Here is a 16,535-nt window from a genome sequence, read left to right as displayed (position 1 = left end):
CGCGCATGCCGTATAAAGTCGGACCATTCCAGTCCCAACCCATTTTCCCGAGGAACGCCGGCAAGGCATGAAGACACCCAAGCGCATCGAACCCCTGGTGGAGGATGGCCTGATCGACGAAGTGGTCAGGCCGCTGATGAGCGGTAAGGAAGCATCCGTCTATGTGGTGCGTTGTGGCAGCGAGCTGCGCTGCGCCAAGGTCTACAAGGAGGCCAACAAGCGAGGCTTCCGCCAGGCGGCCGAGTACCAGGAAGGGCGCAAGGTACGTAACAGCCGCGACGCCCGGGCCATGGCCAAGGGCTCCAAGTACGGGCGCAAGGAGCAGGAAGAGAACTGGCAGAACGCCGAAGTGGCCGCCCTGTTCCGCCTGGCCAACGCCGGCGTGCGGGTGCCCAAGCCCTACGACTTCCTCGATGGCGTGCTGCTGATGGAGCTGGTCACCGACGGCTACGGCGACGCCGCCCCGCGCCTCAACGACGTCGACCTGACCCCCGAGGACGCCCGCGAATTCCACGCCTTCATGATCGGCGAGATCGTCAAGATGCTCTGCGCCGGCCTGGTCCATGGCGACCTGTCCGAGTTCAACGTGCTGCTCGACCCCTATGGCCCGGTGATCATCGACCTGCCCCAGGCGGTGGACGCCGCCGGCAACAACCACGCCTTCCGTATGCTCGAGCGCGACGTCGGCAACATGGCCGCGTACTTCGGCCAGTTCGCCCCCGAGCTGCGCTACACCCGTTATGCCAAGGAAATGTGGGCGCTCTACGAGGACGGCAAGCTGACCCCGGATACCAAGCTCACCGGCCAGTTCACCGAGCCCGAGGAAACGGCCGATGTGGATGCGGTGATGCGCGAGATCAAGGCCGCCCTCGCTGAAGAGGAGCGCCGCCAGGCGCTGCTGAAGGACACCAGCGACGAACCGCCGACCCCGCCCTGGATGAAGGAGTGAGGGTGTGGCATCGGGCTGCTTGACCGGGCGGTTCCCGAGGACGACCATTGCGCCCTCGGATCACCGCGTTTGCAGGGGAGAACACAGATGAAAGGGCAAGCGGAAGTCGTCGAATACCTCAAGGATCTGCTGCGAGGTGAGCTGGCCGCACGCGACCAGTATTTCCTGCACTCGCGCATGTATGCCGACTGGGGCTTCACCAAGCTCTACGAGCGCATCAACCATGAGATGGAGGAAGAGACCGAACACGCCGATGCCCTGTTGCAGCGCATCCTCTTCCTGGAAAGCACTCCGGACATGACGCCCAAGGCCATCCACCCCGGCGCCACCGTGCCGGAGATGCTGCGTTCGGACCTGAACCTCGAATACGAAGTGCGCGCCGCGCTGAGCAAGGGCATCACCCTCTGCGAGCAACATGGCGACTACGTCAGCCGCGACATCCTCGCCCTGCAACTGCAGGACACCGAGGAAGACCATGCCTACTGGCTGGAGCAGCAACTGGGCCTGATCGACCGGGTCGGTCTGCAGAACTACCTGCAATCCCAGAGCTGATCGGCGCCACCACGCCTTACACGAAGCCCCGGCAGGCGCACCTGCCGGGGCTTTTTCGTCTGAAGGGGCCTGCCAGCGCCTGGCTGTTCAGGTCGGCGGTGGCTGCTCCACGCCTGCCGAGGGCCCCGCTGTTGCCCCGCAGCAACCGCCCGATGCCAGGTCCTTGAGGATCGGGCAGTCGGGGCGGTGATCGCCCTGGCAGTGGTCCACCAGCTCCTGCAGGGTGTCGCGCAGGCCCACCAGCTCGGCGATGCGCTGGTTCAGTTCGTCGATGTGGGCATTGGCCAGGGCCTTCACGTCGGCACTGGCACGGCCCCGGTCGCGCCACAGGGTGAGCAGGCGGCCCACTTCCTCCAGCGAGAAGCCCAGGTCCCGCGAGCGGCGGATGAAGGCGAGGCTGTGCAGGTCCTGCTCGCTGTACTGCCGGTAGCCGCTGTCGCTGCGGCCGGCCTCGGGGAGCAGGCCGATGGATTCGTAGTAGCGGATCATCTTCGCGGTGAGCCCGCTCTTCTTAGCGGCCTGGCCGATGTTCATGCAGCGCTCCTCTCGGTTTGAGGTGTCCGGGCGCCCCTTGCGGGGCGCTTGGCGAGTGAACTCGCCCCTGCCAGAACGGCGTCCCGGCATCAGTCTTCCGTGTGTTTCTCCCCGGCCGGTTTCCAGGTCTTCAGCAGCAGGGCGTTGCTCACCACGCTGACGCTGGAGAGGGCCATCGCGGCGCCGGCGACCACCGGGTTGAGCATACCGGCGGCGGCGAGCGGGATGCCCACCAGGTTGTAGATGAAGGCCCAGAACAGGTTCTGGCGGATCTTGCCGTAGGTGCGCCGGGCGATGTCGAGGGCGGCGGGGACCAGGCGCGGGTCGCCGCGCATCAGGGTGATGCCGGCGGCGTGCATGGCCACGTCGGTGCCACCGCCCATGGCGATGCCCACATCGGCGGCGGCCAGGGCGGGGGCGTCGTTGATGCCGTCGCCGACCATCGCCACCACCGCGCCGCCGGCCTTGAGTCGGGCCACTTCGGCGGCCTTGTCGGCGGGCAGCACTTCGGCGTGCACATCGTCGATGCCCAGCGCTTCGGCCACCACCCGGGCGCTGCCGCGGTTGTCGCCGGTGATCAGGTGGCTGGCGATGTGGCGTCCGCGCAGGGCGTGCACGGCGTCGCGGGCGCCCTCCTTGAGGCTGTCGCCGAAGGCGAACAGGCCGAGCACCTGCGCACGGGGTTGCAGTGCCAGCAGCCAGGACAGGGTGCGGCCCTCGGCTTCCCAGGCCTGTGCGGAGGCCAGCAGGGCGCCGCCGTCGAGGCCCTGCTCGTCCAGAAGGCGGCGGTTGCCCAGGGCCAGCAGGCGGCCCTCGACCCGGCCCTGGATGCCGCGCCCGGTGAGGGACTGGCTGTCGCTGACTTCGGGCACCGTCAGGCCGCGTTCGTCGCAGGCATCCAGCACCGCCTTGGCCAGGGGGTGCTCGCTGCCGCGCTGCAGGGCGCCGGCCCAGGCCAGCAGGTGCGCGTCGTCGCCATCGGCCGCGGCGAGGTGGGTGATGCGCGGGGTGCCGGAGGTGAGGGTGCCGGTCTTGTCGAAGGCCACGGCGGTGACGGCGTGGGCCACCTCCAGGGCTTCGGCGTCCTTGATGAGGATGCCGTGGCGGGCCGCGACGCCGGTGCCGGCCATGATCGCCGTCGGCGTGGCCAGGCCGAGGGCGCAGGGGCAGGCGATCACCAGCACGGCGACGGCGTTGATCAGCGCCGTCTCCAGCGCTGCGCCGGCCAGCAGCCAGCCGCCGAGGGTGGCCAGGGCGATCAGCAGCACCGCCGGGACGAACACCTGGCTGACCCGGTCCACCAGCTTCTGGATCGGCGCCTTGGCCGCCTGGGCGTCTTCCACCAGGCGGATGATCCGCGCCAGCACCGTCTCGCCGCCCAGGGCGGTGGTGCGCACCCGCAGGCGTCCCTCGCCGTTGATGGCGCCGCCGGTGACGCGGTCGCCCGGGGCCTTGGGCACCGGCAGGCTCTCACCGCTGATCAGTGCCTCGTCGGCGTGGCTCTGGCCCTCCAGCACCTCGCCGTCCACCGGGAAGCGCTCGCCGGGTTTCACCAGCACCTCGTCGCCCAGTTGGAGTTCGGCAATGGCCACGTCTTCCTCGCGGCCGTCGCGCAGGCGGATGGCACGCTCGGGGCGCAGGGCTTCCAGGGCGCGGATGGCGGCGCTGGTCTGGCGCTTGGCGCGGCTCTCCAGGTACTTGCCCAGCAGCACCAGGGCGATGACCACCGCCGAGGCTTCGAAATACAGGTGCGGCACGTGGCCGGGGTGGGCGGTGGCCCACTGGTAGAGGCTCAGGCCGTAGCCGGCGCTGGTGCCGATGGCCACCAGCAGGTCCATGTTGCCGGCGCCGGCGCGCACGGCCTTCCAGGCGGCGCGGTAGAAGCGCGCGCCGAGGATGAACTGCACCGGCGTGGCCAGGGCGAATTGCACCCAGGCCGGCAGCATCCAGTGCAGGCCGAAGGGTTCCACCAGCATCGGCAGCACCAGCGGGGCCGCCAGCAGCAGGGCCAGTGCCAGGGCCAGGCGCTCCCGTTGCAGCACCTGGCGGGCGCGGGCCTCGCTGTCATCGGCGTGCTCGGCCTGGTGCAGCCGCGCCTGGTAGCCGGCGCGGGTCACGGCCTGGATCAGCGCCTGGTCGTCCACCCCGTCCAGCCGCTGCACGCTGGCCCGCTCGCTGGCCAGGTTGACGCTCACCTCCAGCACCCCCGGCACCTTGGCCAGGGCACGCTCCACACGACCGGCGCAGCTGGCGCAGGTCATGCCGCCGATCTCCAGCTCCAGGCGCCCCTGGGGCACCTCGTAGCCGGCCCGCAGCACCGCCTCGCGCAGGGCGGGCAGGGCATCGGCGGGGGCCTGGACCCTGGCCTGCTCGCGGGCCAGGTTGACGCTGGCGGACTCCACGCCAGGCACCTTGGCCAACGCGCGCTCCACGCGGCCGGCGCAGCTGGCGCAGGTCATTCCAGTGATGGGCAGGTCGAACGATACGGTCATGGCTGATCCTCCTCGTGGGGCACAGGATCAACCTTGACCCCGTGGCAAGGTCAAGAGGGGAGAGGGCTGCTGAGGAAAAGCCGGTGGGTTTTCGATGGCGGTGTTCCAGTGCGCTGTTTCAACGCCAAGCTGGTTATCGAGTTCTGCGGATGTTTCTTGTTTCGCCCTCCCGGGCGAGCCCCTTTTGGCAGTCGCCCCAAAAGGAGCCAAAAGGGCTTGCCCCTGCATACGGGTCCCGCGTTGCGGGACTCCCCTCACTCCATCATCGTTACTCGCTTCGCTCGCCCTTCGGGCCGCACTGAAGTGCGTTCGCTGCAAGCAGCGTCCAGGGGGCCGGCGGGGTGCCGCCCACTCGACGGGCCATCCTTGGCCCGGCAGCGCTCTCGCGACATCCATGTCGCTCAACCCCCTACACGATGACTCCGCTCGGCCTCCTGAAGGGGCGGCTTTTTCCCCGCCTCACCTTTCTCGACCAGGCATGAATCCAGAGTGCGCTCGAAAACTGCTCATCGAGCGAGAGCAGGCTGCAGGTCTGGTTCTAGAACGGCGGAACAGAACGTCGTTGAGTGCCCTTTCCAAAGACGTGTCAGGGCAACGGCACCGACGGAATCAGATACAACCCATGGTCGTTCATGCCCAGTTCATAGCGGCTGACCATCCCGGCCTGCAGGGTGATGGTCTGCGGCTCCTGCACGCCCATGCCGGCACGGCAGGGGCCGGCATCGAGCAGGCCGAGGCGCACCGAAACCCGGCCCGGAGGCAGGTTCAGCTCCACCGACTGGCTCTGCACCAGACGCGCAATGAGACGGTCCTGAACGAAGAGGGCCACATCGCAGCCGGTGGCCAACTGCATCCGCTCGCGGGAGACCACGAGCATGCCGTAGTTGAGCGGCGCTTCCGCGCGGGCCAGGCCGGGCAGGGCGAGCAGGGCCGCGAGCAACAGGGTGAGGGCTTTCATGACAGGGCTCCGGAGGGGCAGTGGAGCAAGTGTAGGTGCGCGGGGCTTGACCTTGCCACGGTGGCAAGGCGGACACTGCGGGCCGTTCATCCAGCCATCACGAGGAGTCGATCATGCAAGTGTTCAAGGTCCAGGGCATGTCCTGTGGTCATTGCGTACGCGCCGTCACCGAGGCGGTGCAGGCCCGCGACGCGGCGGCAGAGGTCCAGGTGGACCTGGGCGCCGGTGAAGTGCGGGTGGCCAGCCGCCTGGCAGCCGAGCAGGTACTGGAGGCCATCCGCGAGGAGGGCTACTCGGCTGAGCTGGCCTAGCGCCCAGCACACCCCTGGAAGGCCATCACGCCCGGCGACGCGGCCGGGCTTCGAACCCGGTGGAGGACGACAGCCGTTCCTTACTGGGTTCGACGTCCACTGCCTTTTGCCCCATTCCTTCTCGCTTTACCGTCCTGACCGGATGCAATGCGCGGATGTCGGACCAGAAGAGTTCTTCCGGGAACATGTCCGAGCCGTTGTATTGGAAGGTGAGGAAGTGCGGGGCGTCGTAGACGCCCTCCAGCGCCATCACCACGCCGACGATATGCACGCAGGTGAACGTGGACTCCGGGACGTCGGGCCAGTCCAGCTCTATCCAGGCCGTGCGGCCAATCAGTGCGCAGGCAGCGTCGAGGGTGAAGTCGGCCATGCTCAATCTCCTATCAAGCAGTTATCCACAGCACAGGGCAGGCCTTCGGCCAGGCAGGAGCCGCCCTTCCCGTTTCAGGTGCGTTCCTTCACTATCCCTATGGTTTAAATAATCAATATTTGCACTGAAATTATTGCACTGGAATATATCACAAATAATCCCTGTGAAATAGTTGCACTAAGGGTTTTATAGAACGAAATGGAATCAATAAAGGAAAGAGCTAAGGCGCTAATCGCTATGGCAGGCATGGACCGGCTGGTGAAAGAAAGCGAAATCGGCTTTCAACGCTGGCACAGCGTCAGGTTCAAGGAGATCCGGATGAGCACGGAAGAGCTCGAAGTCTTGCAGCGCATGTACCCGCAGTATCGGCTTTGGCTAATCAGTGGAGAGGTTGCACCTGAGATTGGGCAGATGAGCCCGGCCCATGATGAAACGCTTTCGGCCCCATCCTCACCCCAGCGGTGATGGCTTGAGGAAACGCAGCGCGCAGGCGGCGTCGAAGGTGACGTCGGCCATGATCGTTCCGCCACTGTCCGGCGGTTACAGAAAAGCCATTTGATAAATAATTCATCAACTGTCAGGGCTTCTGGGAATGATTGAGGAGCGTCTTAGAACGCTTGTCCGCCACCTCGGTGCGACTCGACTTGCCGATACGACCGCTATCAAGGAGCGCCAGCGTTGGCAGACGGTTGCCACAAACCGAAAGGTGAAGGCGCGTGTTGAGGATCTGGAGGAGGTGCTGAAGGCATTCCCCCAATACGAGCTATGGCTTCTGAAGGGGGATGTGGACCCGGCCAAGGGGCAGGTATCGCCCGACTTCGATGGAGCCCCGCCGGGTGTGGAATAGCGGTCTCCACGCTGGAGTGGCCGAAGGGACGGCTACGCCCCTGTTCCGTATTGCGGTGACACGCTGCTGGATGTCACCTGTTTCGCCCCCGGGCGAGCCCTTCTGGGTTGACTGAAAAAATGGAATCCATTCAGGAAAGGGCAATAGCCCTGATCTACAAGACCGGCCTGGACCATCTGGTCCGAGCATCCGAGATCAACTACAGCCGCTGGAAGAACCTCCGTCATCGAAAGGTTCGGATGAGCACCGAGGAGCTGGAGGTGCTGGTCAGGCTGTACCCCCACTATGGTTTGTGGCTGGCGACCGGCAAGGTCGCCCCGGAGGTCGGGCAGACGAGCCCGGTCCATGACGACGCGCCTGAGGACGCTTCCTCGTCCCAGCCGTGACGGCACCAGAGATTCGTTTGAAAACATGGACGAAATCAGAAACAGAGCGCTCTACCTCCTCCGCCTGGCCGGGCCGAAGAGGCTCAGCCAGTTGGGCGAGAGCAACTACGAGCGCTGGAAGAACATCAGCAAGGGCGCCATCCGCATGGGCACGGAGGAACTGGCCGTGCTGGTGCGCCTGTATCCGCACTACGCGTTCTGGCTGATCAGCGGCGAAACGGCGCCCGAAGTCGGGCAGACGAGCCCGCTGGAGGCATCCTCTCCCCAGCCGTGACGGCGCTAGGACGCGCTGCGCAGCACTTCATCCCAGTCACGGATCAGCCCGCGGAACACCGCGTCCAGCAGCGGCGCGGTGTCCTGCTGCGGGTCGAACAGGGAGATGTCGCGCGTCCAGTCGGTGAACAGGCCGAGGATCTGCGCATGCAGCCCGCGCGAGGCCAGGCGCGGGGTGAGCCCTGGGTGCAGGCGCTCGACGCAGCCGGGCTGGGCGAACAGCGCCTCGCACAGGTCGATGAACTGGTTGACGAAGGCGTTGTGGCGGTCCTCCGCCTCGCGCAGTTCCTCGGTGAACTCGCAACGGTGCAGGAGGATGGTGAAGATGCGCTTGCGCTGGGCGTCCACCGCCAGTGAAGTGATCGCCTCGATGGACAGGTTGCGCAGCGACAGCAGCGCGTCGCGGCCGCTGTAGCCGCAGAGGCGTTCGGTCATCTGCTCTGGGGGCAGGCGAACCTGGTTGAGCATTTCGTGGAACAGGTGGGCCTTGTTCTGGAAGTGCCAGTAGACGGCGCCCCGGGTCACGCCCGCAGCCCGGGCGATCTGTTCCAGGGAGGTATGGGCCACGCCGTTCTCGAGGAACAGCAGCTCGGCGGCGGCCAGGATGTCGGCGCGGGTTTTCTCCGCTTCTTCTTTGGTTCTGCGCATAGCAGTCAGGTGAATAGTGTCTAGGCTTCTTCTCGGGAGTCGGATTCTAGCGACATTGCTGCCGTTCGGCGCTTCGGCTTCCCCTCTTTTCGTCCCCCAATCGAAATGCCATTCCACCCGCCCTGGCAGGAATGGCCGTGGAGAATCGCCATGCCGCTTGCTCGCCGCCCGCCCTTGCGCCACGTCCTGCCGGTCGTCGCCTGCCTGCTGTCCGGTCCCCTGGCCGCAGCGGACGCCCCTGCCGGAGGGGGCGCACCGGCGCCCGAGGTGCTGGTGGAGACGGTGCGCGAGGGGCCCCTGCCGCTGGTGCTGGAGTACGCCGGGCGTACCGCCGGCTACCGCGAGGTGGAGGTGCGCGCGCAGGTCAGCGGCATCCTCCAGGAGCGCACCTACCAGGAGGGCGCGCGGGTGCAGAAGGGCCAGGTGCTGTTCCGCATCGACCCGCGCACCTACCAGGCCGCTCTGGGCAGCGCCAAGGGCGCGCTGGCCCAGGAGCAGGCGCGCTACCGGCAGACCGAGCGCGACCTCAAGCGCGTGCGCGAGCTGCAGAAGAAGGGCTTCGCCAGCGAGAGCGAGCTGGACAACGCCATCTCCAACTTCGAGCAGAGCAAGGCCAACGTGCAGGCCGCCGAGGCCAACGTCCAGGCCAAGCAGATCGACCTCGACTACACCACGGTGAAGGCGCCCATCAGCGGCATCACCAGCAAGGAGACGCGCTCCGAGGGCAGCCTGGTGGTGGCCGGCGACCCCAACTCCAGCCTGCTGACCCAACTCACCCAGCTGGACCCGCTGTACGTCAACTTCGGCTACCCCGACACCGAGGCCGAGCGCCTGCGCGAGGGCGTGCAGAGCGGCCGCCTGACCCTGCCGGCCGACGGCAAGCTGACCGCCGTGCTGAAGTTCGGCGACAGCTCCACCTACCCGCTGGAGGGCCGGGTGGACTTCACCGACAGCTTCGTCAACACCGGCACCGGCACCGTCAGCGCCCGCGCGGTGGTGCCCAACCCCGAGCAGAAGCTGCTGCCGGGCCAGTTCGTGCGGGTACTGATCAAGGGCATCACCCGCCCCGGCACCATCACCGTGCCGGAGCGCGCGCTGTCCCAGGGGCCGCGCGGCACCTTCGTGTTCGTGGTGGACCAGGACGGCGTGGCGCGCATGCGCGAGGTGAAGACCGGCGACACCGCCGAGGGCCGCTGGGTGATCCTCTCCGGCGTCTCAACCGGTGACCGGGTGATCGTCGAGGGCCTGCCCCGGGTGCGCCCGGACGCGCCGGTGAAGGCGGTGGAAGCCCCCGCCGACGGCACCCCGCCGAAGCAGTCCTGAGGAGGGCGCGCCGTGATCTCGCGATTCTTCATCGATCGGCCGGTATTCGCCACGGTCATCTCCATCGTCATCATGCTCGGCGGCCTGGCCGCCATGCGCGCGCTGCCGGTCGCGCAGTACCCGGAGATCCTCCCGCCGCAGGTCTCGGTGACCGCCAGTTACCCCGGCGCCAGCTCCCAGGTGATCGCCGAGACGGTGGCGGCACCCCTGGAGCAGGGCATCAACGGCGTGCAGGGGATGATCTACCAGTTGTCCAACTCCGACAGCAACGGCGCCATGAGCCTGACCGTTTACTTCCAGGTGGGTACCGACCCGGACCAGGCCACCATCGACGTCAACAACAAGGTCCAGGCCGCCCTGGCCAAGCTGCCCGAGGAGGTGCGCCGGCAGGGGGTGAAGGTGGAGAAGAAGTCCTCCGACATCCTCCAGGTGGTGACGCTGTTCTCCCCGGACAATTCCCGCGACCCGATCTACATCAGCAACTACGCGCTGATCAACGTGATCGACGAGCTCAAGCGCATTCCCGGCGTGGGCGATGCCAGCCAGTTCGGCTCGAAGAACTACTCCATGCGCATCTGGCTGCGGCCGGACAAGCTGGCCCAGTACGACCTGACGCCCACCGACGTGGTCAAGGCCATCCAGGAGCAGAACTCCCAGTTCGCCGCCGGCAGCTTCGGCAAGCAGCCGCTCAACCAGCCCCAGGACTTCACCTACACCGTCACCACTCAGGGCCGCTTCACTGACCCGAAGGAGTTCGAGAGCGTCATCCTGCGCACCGACGCCACCGGCGCCAGCCTGCTGCTCAAGGACGTGGCGCGGGTCGAGCTGGGGGCCCAGGACTACTCGCTGATGACCTCGCTGAACGGCCAGCAGAACGCCGCCTTCGGCATCTACCTGCAGCCCGGTGCCAACGCCCTGGACACCGCCGAGGCGGTGCGCCAGACCATGGACCAGTTGGCCAAGCGCTTTCCCCAGGGCATCGACTACAAGATCCCCTACGACACCACCAAGTTCGTCGAGGTCTCCATCGAGGAGGTGATCCATACCTTCATCGAGGCCCTGGTGCTGGTGATGCTGGTGGTCTACCTGTTCCTGCAGAACTGGCGCGCCACGCTGATCCCGGTGCTGGCCATCCCGGTGTCGCTGATCGGCACCTTCGCCGGCATGTACATGCTGGGGTTCTCCATCAACCTGCTGACCCTGTTCGGCATGGTGTTGGCCATCGGCATCGTGGTGGACGACGCCATCGTGGTGCTGGAGAACGTCGAGCGGGTGATGCGCACCGAGAAGCTCGGCCCGCGCGAGGCGGCGATCAAGGCCATGGAGGAGGTGACCGGCCCCATCGTCGCCATCGTGCTGGTGCTCTGCGCGGTGTTCGTCCCGGTGGGCTTCCTCGGTGGTCTGGCGGGGCAGATGTACAAGCAGTTCGCGATCACCATCGCGGTGTCGGTGGTGATCTCCGGCATCGTCGCGCTGACCCTCTCGCCGGCGCTCTGTGCCCTGCTGCTCAAGCCCACCCACGAGGAGCCGGCGGCGCCGTTCCGCTGGTTCAACCGGGCCTTCGACCGCGCCACCGACGGCTACACCGCCGGGGTGCGTTTCTTCCTCAAGCGCAGTGCCATCGGCCTGCTGCTGTTCGGCGGGATGATCGCGCTGATGGTGGTGCTGTTCGGCCGGGTGCCCGGTTCCCTGGTGCCCGACGAGGACCAGGGCTACGTGATCAACGCCTACTTCCTGCCGCCAGCGGCTTCCCTGACCCGTACCGAGGAAGTGACCAGCGCCGTCACCGAGCAGCTGATGAAGCACCCGGCGGTGCAGGATGTGGTCACCTTCGCCGGCTTCGACGTGCTCACCTTCGGCACCCGCAGCAACGCCGGGGTGTCGTTCATCCCGCTGAAGGACTGGAAGGAGCGCACCACCGAGGAGCTGGACGCGCGCAATCTGCCGCGCACCTTCATGGCCATGGGCGCCGGGCAGAAGGACGGCGTGGTGATGACCTTCAACCCGCCGCCGATCACCGGCATGAGCACCACCGGCGGCTTCGAGGCCTACCTCCAGGACCGCTCCGGCGGCTCCATCGCGCAGTTGCAGGCGACCGTCGGCAAGTTCATCGCCGCCGCCGCCAAGCGCCCCGAGCTGGCCGGCGTCAGCACCACCTTCAACGCCAACGTGCCGCAATACTTCCTCGACCTGGACCGCACCAAGGCCCGTGCCCTGGGGGTGGCGGTGAACGATGTGTTCACCGCCATGCAGTCCACCTTCGGCAGCTACTACGTCAACGACTTCACCCTCTACGGGCGCACCTGGCAGGTGAGCCTGCAGGCCGAGGCGGACTTCCGCCGCAAGCCGGAGGACCTCAGCCAGGTGTACGTGCGCTCCGCCTCCGGCGAGCTGGTGCCGCTGTCGTCCCTGGTGCGGGTGCAGCGCATCCTCGGGCCGGACTCCTACGCGCGCTTCAACGTCTACCCGGCAGCCAAGATCCTCGGCGGCCCGGCGCCGGGCTACAGCTCCGGACAGGCGCTGGCGGCCATGCAGGCGGTGGCGGACGAGGTGCTGGGTGAGGACTACAGCCTGGGCTGGGTCGGCTCGGCCTACCAGGAACTGGCCACCCAGGGCTCGGGGGGCACCGCCTTCCTGTTCGGGCTGATCATCGTGTTCCTCATCCTCGCCGCCCAGTACGAGCGCTGGACGCTGCCCATCGCTGTGGTCACCGCCGTGCCCTTCGCGGTGTTCGGCGCCATCCTCGCGGTGTGGCTGCGCGGGCTGTCCAACGACGTGTACTTCCAGGTGGGGCTGGTGACGCTGATCGGCCTGGCGGCGAAGAACGCCATCCTCATCATCGAGTTCGCCGTGCTCTGCCGGCAGCAGGGCATGGGCATCTTCGAGTCGTCCCTGGAGGCGGCGCGCCTGCGCTTCCGGCCCATCGTGATGACCTCCCTGGCCTTCATCCTCGGCTGCGTGCCCCTGGCGATCAGCAGTGGCGCGGGCTCGGCGAGCCGACACTCCATCGGCACCGGGGTGATTGGCGGTATGCTAGCGGCCACGTTGCTGGCAACCTTCCTCATCCCGATGTTCTACCTGCTGGTGGAATCCGCTGCCGACAAGCTCGCTCAGCGGCGCGGGAAGAAGGCCCCGCCGGCCGACCCGGTGCACTGACCGGGTCGTCCACAAGTCGCGCGCCGCCCTTCGGGGCGGCGCCTCGTTCAGGTGATCCATGAATTTCCGCATCCTGTTGATCCTGGGGGCGCTGAGTGCCTTCGGCCCCATGGCGATCGATTTCTACCTGCCCAGCTTCCCGGCCCTGGCCAAGGCGTTCGCGACCGACGTCGAGCATGTCCAACTGAGCCTGGCGGCGTACTTCGTCGGCCTGGCCATCGGCCAGTTGCTCTACGGCCCCATCGCCGACCGCTTCGGCCGACGCCCGCCGCTGCTGGCGGGGGTGACGCTGTTCACCCTGGCCTCGGTGGCCTGCGCCCTGGCGCCGAGCCTGGAGTGGCTGATCGCCGCGCGCTTCGTCCAGGCCCTGGGCGGCTGCGCGGGGATGGTGGTGTCGCGGGCGGTGGTGCGTGACCTGTGCGACCCGGTGTCCTCGGCCAAGGTGTTCTCCCAGCTGATGCTGGTGATGGGGCTGGCACCGATCCTCGCGCCCCTGGGCGGCGGGCTGCTGCTGGAGAGCTTCGGCTGGCCGTCGATCTTCTACGGGCTGACCCTGTTCAGCGCGCTGGTGCTGGCCGGGGTCTGCGCCTGGCTGCCGGAAACCCTCACCCACGGTGACGAGCGCCCGCCGCTGCGTGGTGCCCTGGGGCAGTACCGGCGCCTGCTGGGGGATGGGGTGTTCATCGGCTACGCGCTGTCCGGCGGGCTGGCCATGGCCGGCATGTTCGCTTACATCGCCGGCTCGCCCTTCGTCTTCATCCAGCTCTACGGCGTGCCGGCCGAGCACTACGGCTGGCTGTTCGGCAGCAACGCACTGGGCTTCGTCCTCATGGCCCAGGTCAACGCCTGGCTGATGCGCTTCCACGGCCCGGCCTACTGGTTGCGGCGGATGGTCTGGGTGCTGCTGGGCTTCGCCGTGGCGATGCTGGTGGTGGCCCACGCCCACACCGAAGCGCTGTGGCCGCTGCTGGTACCGCTGTTCTGCGCCACCGCCTGCCTGGGCTGCATCATCCCCAACGCCTCGGCCTCGGCCATGGCCGGCCAGGGACGCCACGCCGGCAGCGCTTCGGCGCTGATGGGCAGCCTGCAGTTCAGCGTCGCCGCCGGTGCCGCGGCCCTGGTGGGCGTGCTGCACGACGGCACGGCCGTGCCCATGGCGACCGTCATCGCGCTCTGTGCAACGGGGGCGGTGAGCGCGTCCACCTTCACCTGGTGGCGGGCGCGCGGGCAGCCTTCAGTGCTGGGCTAGCCGCCTGGGCGGGTCAGCCGACGGCTCGTTGGGGCTGTTGGGGCAGGATGTGGGGGGCTTTGAGACGGGCCTCCAGCACGGCGACGAAGCGTTGCGCCTCGGCCTCGGTGCGGAAGCTGACGGCGTGCTGATCGATGCACACCTGCCAACTGGGGCCCTGGGCGGTCCGGGTCGGACGGACGAGCACTTTCATGGTGGTCACCTCCCTGGTTCGAAAAATTCGCGGTTCCAGTGTAGTGCACGGAGATGGACCGGAAATGACATCGGTCAATGGCCCGACTGGCGGTCGGGCCATTGACTGTCCAGGTGACCGGCGGGCGCCCCGTTGGCAGGTTGCCCGGAGTGACCTCAGAAGCCTTCGAGCACGATCTTGCCCTTGGCCTTGCCGCTCTCCAGCAGGGCGTGGGCGCGCTTGAGGTTGGCCGCCTCGATGCGGCCGTAGTGCTCGCCGAAGGTGGTCTTCAGCACGCCCCGGTCGATCAGCTCGCTGACGCGGTTCAGCAGCCTGTGCTGCTCGATCATGTCGGCGGTTTCGAACATCGAGCGGGTGTACATGAACTCCCAGTGCAGCGAGATGCTCTTGCGCTTGAGCTTGAGCACGTCGAGGCCCGCCGGGTCGTCGATCAGCGCCAGCTTGCCCTGGGGCGCCAGGGCTTCCACCAGTTGCTCCAGGTGCTGGTCGGTCTGGGTGAGGCTGGCGACGTGGGTGACGCTGTCGAGGCCGATGCGCTTGAGCTCGGCCGCCAGCGGCTGGCTGTGGTCGATGACGTGGTGGGCGCCCAGCTCGCGGACCCAGGCCTGGGTTTCCGGGCGTGAGGCGGTGCCGATCACCGTCAGGCCGGTGAGCTGGCGGGCCAGTTGCACGAGGATGGAACCGACGCCGCCGGCCGCGCCGACCACCAGCAGGCTTTGGCCCAGGTCAGCCTTCCCCTCGGCGATCCCGAGGCGCTCGAACAGCAGCTCCCAGGCGGTGATGGCGGTCAGCGGCAGGGCGGCGGACTTGGCGAAGTCCAGGCTCTGCGGGCGCTTGCCGACAATGCGCTCGTCCACCAGGTGCAGCTCGGCGTTGCCGCCGGGGCGGGTCAGGGCGCCGGCGTAGAACACCTCGTCACCGGGCTGGAACAGGCTGACGTCCTGGCCCACCGCCTTCACCACGCCGGAAACGTCCCAGCCCAGTACACGGGGCTGGCCGTTCTCGGGGGCGGCGTTGCGGCGGATCTTGGTGTCCACCGGGTTCACCGAAATGGCGCGGACCTCCACCAGCAGGTCGCGCGGGCCCGGCGTCGGCTCGGGCAGGTCGATGTCCTGCAGGGCGTCGGGGTGGTCGATGGGCAGGTTCTGGAAATAGGCGACGGCTTTCATGGCAAGGCTCCGGATGAGGATGGGCGCTAGGTTGGGCTATTTCCTGGCGAAGAAAAACCCGCTAGAACGTGACAGTCTTTCAAAGGAATTTTGAAAATGCTGCGCCTCGACGACCTCAGCCTGTTCGTCTGCACTGCCGACCGGGGCAGCCTCTCCGCCGCGGCCCGCGAGCTGGACATTTCCCCGGCCGTGGCCAGCGCCGCCCTGAAGCGCCTGGAGGCGAAGCTGGAGACGCGCCTGCTGATCCGCTCCACCCGCAGCCTGCGCCTGACCCCTGAGGGCGAGCAGTTCCTGGTCCACGCCCGCGAGGCGCTGCGCAGCCTGGAGGAGGGCCGGCGGCAACTGGCCGGCGGCCGCGAGGGCATCAGCGGCACGCTGCAACTGTCGGCACCCTCGGACTTTGGCCGCAACGTGCTGCTGCCCTGGCTCGATGCCTTCCAGGCCGAGCACCCGCGCCTGGCCTTGCGGCTGTACCTGAGCGACCGCACCGCCGACCTGTACCGCCAGCCGGTGGACATCGCCCTGCGCTACGGCGAACCGGAAGACTCCAGCCTCGTCGCGCTGCCCATCGCCCCGGGCAACCGCCGGGTGCTCTGCGCCGCCCCCGAGTACTTCGCCCGCCACGGGCGCCCGGCACAGCCGGAGGACCTGGCCGGGCACACCTGCCTGCTGTACCTGCTGGGCGGCCGCGCCCATGACCGCTGGAGCTTCGAGGACGGGCGCCGCACCCACCTGGTCAGCGTGGCGGGCGACCGCCTCTGCGATGACGCCGACGTGGTGCGGCGCTGGGCCGTGGCCGGGCGCGGGCTGACCTACAAGTCCTGGCTCGACGTGGCCGGCGATGTCGCCGCCGGGCGCCTGCAACTGGCCCTGGAGCGCTACCGCGGCGAACCCACGCCGCTGAACCTGGTGTGTGCCCACCGTGACCAGTTGGGCAAGCCGGTGAAGCTGTTGCGGGAGTTTCTCCGCGAGCGCTGCGACGAGCTGTTGCGCCGTGCGCCCTGGGCGCGCTGACGGAAAGCGCGCCAGCAGGGTTGATCGGCGCCCGGCTTCGGCTATCGTGGGCGCCTATGGGGCCTCTCTGAAAAAGCGACCTGAATGCGTTTTCGGAGGGGCCCTTTAGCG

Annotated in this window: 18 protein-coding genes; 11 read left to right on the top strand and 7 right to left on the bottom strand. The window is 67.8% G+C overall.

The annotated features are described in order from the left end of the window. The first annotated feature begins 67 nt into the window (after positions 1-67). Together A7D27_RS03140 and bfr are read left to right on the top strand one after the other, a co-directional pair. On the top strand, positions 68-949 hold the full coding sequence (locus tag A7D27_RS03140) for a PA4780 family RIO1-like protein kinase (RefSeq protein ID WP_069560551.1): 882 nt from the start codon (positions 68-70) through the stop codon (positions 947-949). A gap of 87 nt (positions 950-1,036) precedes the next feature. After that, positions 1,037-1,501 (top strand): bacterioferritin, encoded by a 465-nt coding sequence (gene bfr / locus A7D27_RS03135; protein ID WP_044401369.1) that lies wholly within the window; start codon positions 1,037-1,039, stop codon positions 1,499-1,501. An 87-nt stretch (positions 1,502-1,588) separates the two neighbouring features. Here bfr and cueR read toward each other — a convergent pair whose 3' ends face one another. The 3 genes from cueR to A7D27_RS03120 all read right to left on the bottom strand — a co-directional run bounded on the left by cueR (position 1,589) and on the right by A7D27_RS03120 (position 5,485). Continuing rightward, complete coding sequence (gene cueR, locus A7D27_RS03130) at positions 1,589-2,035, bottom strand: Cu(I)-responsive transcriptional regulator (RefSeq protein ID WP_069564058.1); 447 nt, start codon at positions 2,033-2,035, stop codon at positions 1,589-1,591. Between the two features lie 89 nt (positions 2,036-2,124). Further along, positions 2,125-4,527 (bottom strand): heavy metal translocating P-type ATPase, encoded by a 2,403-nt coding sequence (locus A7D27_RS03125; RefSeq protein ID WP_069564057.1) that lies wholly within the window; start codon positions 4,525-4,527, stop codon positions 2,125-2,127. Positions 4,528-5,113: 586 nt separating this feature from the next. Further along, a complete protein-coding gene (locus tag A7D27_RS03120; RefSeq protein WP_069564056.1) occupies positions 5,114-5,485 on the bottom strand; it encodes a hypothetical protein in 372 nt (123 codons plus the stop codon). 113 nt (positions 5,486-5,598) lie between these two features. Between A7D27_RS03120 and A7D27_RS03115 the strand changes: the two genes are divergently transcribed. After that, positions 5,599-5,796, top strand: coding sequence for a heavy-metal-associated domain-containing protein (locus tag A7D27_RS03115; RefSeq protein ID WP_069564055.1), 198 nt, complete (start codon positions 5,599-5,601; stop codon positions 5,794-5,796). 25 nt (positions 5,797-5,821) lie between these two features. Here A7D27_RS03115 and A7D27_RS03110 read toward each other — a convergent pair whose 3' ends face one another. Next, positions 5,822-6,166: a hypothetical protein gene (locus A7D27_RS03110; RefSeq protein ID WP_069564054.1), complete on the bottom strand. Its 345-nt coding sequence runs from the start codon at positions 6,164-6,166 to the stop codon at positions 5,822-5,824. A 237-nt stretch (positions 6,167-6,403) separates the two neighbouring features. Between A7D27_RS03110 and A7D27_RS03105 the strand changes: the two genes are divergently transcribed. The 4 genes from A7D27_RS03105 (at position 6,404) to A7D27_RS03090 (ending at position 7,673) form a co-directional block, all read left to right on the top strand. Continuing rightward, complete coding sequence (locus A7D27_RS03105; RefSeq protein ID WP_240920373.1) at positions 6,404-6,631, top strand: hypothetical protein; 228 nt, start codon at positions 6,404-6,406, stop codon at positions 6,629-6,631. Between the two features lie 127 nt (positions 6,632-6,758). Then, positions 6,759-7,013 carry a DNA-binding protein gene (locus A7D27_RS03100; protein WP_069564052.1) on the top strand — a complete coding sequence of 85 codons (255 nt, stop codon included), beginning with the start codon at positions 6,759-6,761 and terminating at the stop codon, positions 7,011-7,013. A gap of 119 nt (positions 7,014-7,132) precedes the next feature. Next, entirely contained in the window at positions 7,133-7,399 is a 267-nt protein-coding gene (locus tag A7D27_RS03095; RefSeq protein WP_069564051.1) for a hypothetical protein, read from the top strand. Continuing rightward, positions 7,359-7,673 carry a DNA-binding protein gene (locus A7D27_RS03090; RefSeq protein ID WP_240923072.1) on the top strand — a complete coding sequence of 105 codons (315 nt, stop codon included), beginning with the start codon at positions 7,359-7,361 and terminating at the stop codon, positions 7,671-7,673. Before A7D27_RS03095 ends, A7D27_RS03090 begins: the two co-directional genes overlap by 41 nt. 5 nt (positions 7,674-7,678) lie before the next feature. On the opposite strand, the gene A7D27_RS03085 is transcribed toward A7D27_RS03090, so the two are convergent. After that, entirely contained in the window at positions 7,679-8,320 is a 642-nt protein-coding gene (locus A7D27_RS03085) for a TetR family transcriptional regulator (protein WP_069563208.1), read from the bottom strand. Between the two features lie 150 nt (positions 8,321-8,470). On the opposite strand from A7D27_RS03085, the gene A7D27_RS03080 reads away from it, so the two are divergent. The 3 genes from A7D27_RS03080 to A7D27_RS03070 are packed head-to-tail and all read left to right on the top strand — an operon-like array spanning position 8,471 to position 14,048. Then, a complete protein-coding gene (locus tag A7D27_RS03080; RefSeq protein ID WP_069564049.1) occupies positions 8,471-9,643 on the top strand; it encodes an efflux RND transporter periplasmic adaptor subunit in 1,173 nt (390 codons plus the stop codon). A 12-nt stretch (positions 9,644-9,655) separates the two neighbouring features. Next, a complete protein-coding gene (locus A7D27_RS03075) occupies positions 9,656-12,799 on the top strand; it encodes an efflux RND transporter permease subunit (protein ID WP_069563206.1) in 3,144 nt (1,047 codons plus the stop codon). A 58-nt stretch (positions 12,800-12,857) separates the two neighbouring features. Continuing rightward, positions 12,858-14,048: a multidrug effflux MFS transporter gene (locus tag A7D27_RS03070; RefSeq protein ID WP_069564048.1), complete on the top strand. Its 1,191-nt coding sequence runs from the start codon at positions 12,858-12,860 to the stop codon at positions 14,046-14,048. Positions 14,049-14,061: 13 nt separating this feature from the next. On the opposite strand, the gene A7D27_RS03065 is transcribed toward A7D27_RS03070, so the two are convergent. Continuing rightward, entirely contained in the window at positions 14,062-14,241 is a 180-nt protein-coding gene (locus A7D27_RS03065; RefSeq protein WP_069563204.1) for a hypothetical protein, read from the bottom strand. Positions 14,242-14,396: 155 nt separating this feature from the next. Continuing rightward, on the bottom strand, positions 14,397-15,410 hold the full coding sequence (locus A7D27_RS03060; RefSeq protein WP_069563203.1) for a zinc-binding alcohol dehydrogenase family protein: 1,014 nt from the start codon (positions 15,408-15,410) through the stop codon (positions 14,397-14,399). 96 nt (positions 15,411-15,506) lie between these two features. Between A7D27_RS03060 and A7D27_RS03055 the strand changes: the two genes are divergently transcribed. Beyond that, on the top strand, positions 15,507-16,424 hold the full coding sequence (locus A7D27_RS03055) for a LysR family transcriptional regulator (protein ID WP_069564047.1): 918 nt from the start codon (positions 15,507-15,509) through the stop codon (positions 16,422-16,424). The last annotated feature ends 111 nt before the right edge of the window (positions 16,425-16,535 follow it).

The sequence above is a fragment of the Pseudomonas sp. 1D4 genome (assembly GCF_001728925.1).
Taxonomy (GTDB): domain Bacteria; phylum Pseudomonadota; class Gammaproteobacteria; order Pseudomonadales; family Pseudomonadaceae; genus Metapseudomonas; species Metapseudomonas otitidis.
This window is presented reverse-complemented; position numbering and strand designations above follow the sequence as displayed.

Coding starts and splice junctions, on each gene's coding strand:
- A7D27_RS03120 (WP_069564056.1), bottom strand. CDS start 5,485: ATGAAAGCCCTCACCCTGTTGCTCGCGGCCCTGCTCGCCCTGCCCGGC.
- A7D27_RS03085 (WP_069563208.1), bottom strand. CDS start 8,320: ATGCGCAGAACCAAAGAAGAAGCGGAGAAAACCCGCGCCGACATCCTG.
- A7D27_RS03140 (WP_069560551.1), top strand. CDS start 68: ATGAAGACACCCAAGCGCATCGAACCCCTGGTGGAGGATGGCCTGATC.
- A7D27_RS03065 (WP_069563204.1), bottom strand. CDS start 14,241: ATGAAAGTGCTCGTCCGTCCGACCCGGACCGCCCAGGGCCCCAGTTGG.
- A7D27_RS03095 (WP_069564051.1), top strand. CDS start 7,133: ATGGAATCCATTCAGGAAAGGGCAATAGCCCTGATCTACAAGACCGGC.
- A7D27_RS03115 (WP_069564055.1), top strand. CDS start 5,599: ATGCAAGTGTTCAAGGTCCAGGGCATGTCCTGTGGTCATTGCGTACGC.
- A7D27_RS03100 (WP_069564052.1), top strand. CDS start 6,759: ATGATTGAGGAGCGTCTTAGAACGCTTGTCCGCCACCTCGGTGCGACT.
- A7D27_RS03110 (WP_069564054.1), bottom strand. CDS start 6,166: ATGGCCGACTTCACCCTCGACGCTGCCTGCGCACTGATTGGCCGCACG.
- A7D27_RS03125 (WP_069564057.1), bottom strand. CDS start 4,527: ATGACCGTATCGTTCGACCTGCCCATCACTGGAATGACCTGCGCCAGC.
- A7D27_RS03070 (WP_069564048.1), top strand. CDS start 12,858: ATGAATTTCCGCATCCTGTTGATCCTGGGGGCGCTGAGTGCCTTCGGC.
- A7D27_RS03080 (WP_069564049.1), top strand. CDS start 8,471: ATGCCGCTTGCTCGCCGCCCGCCCTTGCGCCACGTCCTGCCGGTCGTC.
- A7D27_RS03060 (WP_069563203.1), bottom strand. CDS start 15,410: ATGAAAGCCGTCGCCTATTTCCAGAACCTGCCCATCGACCACCCCGAC.
- bfr (WP_044401369.1), top strand. CDS start 1,037: ATGAAAGGGCAAGCGGAAGTCGTCGAATACCTCAAGGATCTGCTGCGA.
- A7D27_RS03090 (WP_240923072.1), top strand. CDS start 7,359: ATGACGACGCGCCTGAGGACGCTTCCTCGTCCCAGCCGTGACGGCACC.
- A7D27_RS03055 (WP_069564047.1), top strand. CDS start 15,507: ATGCTGCGCCTCGACGACCTCAGCCTGTTCGTCTGCACTGCCGACCGG.
- cueR (WP_069564058.1), bottom strand. CDS start 2,035: ATGAACATCGGCCAGGCCGCTAAGAAGAGCGGGCTCACCGCGAAGATG.
- A7D27_RS03105 (WP_240920373.1), top strand. CDS start 6,404: ATGGCAGGCATGGACCGGCTGGTGAAAGAAAGCGAAATCGGCTTTCAA.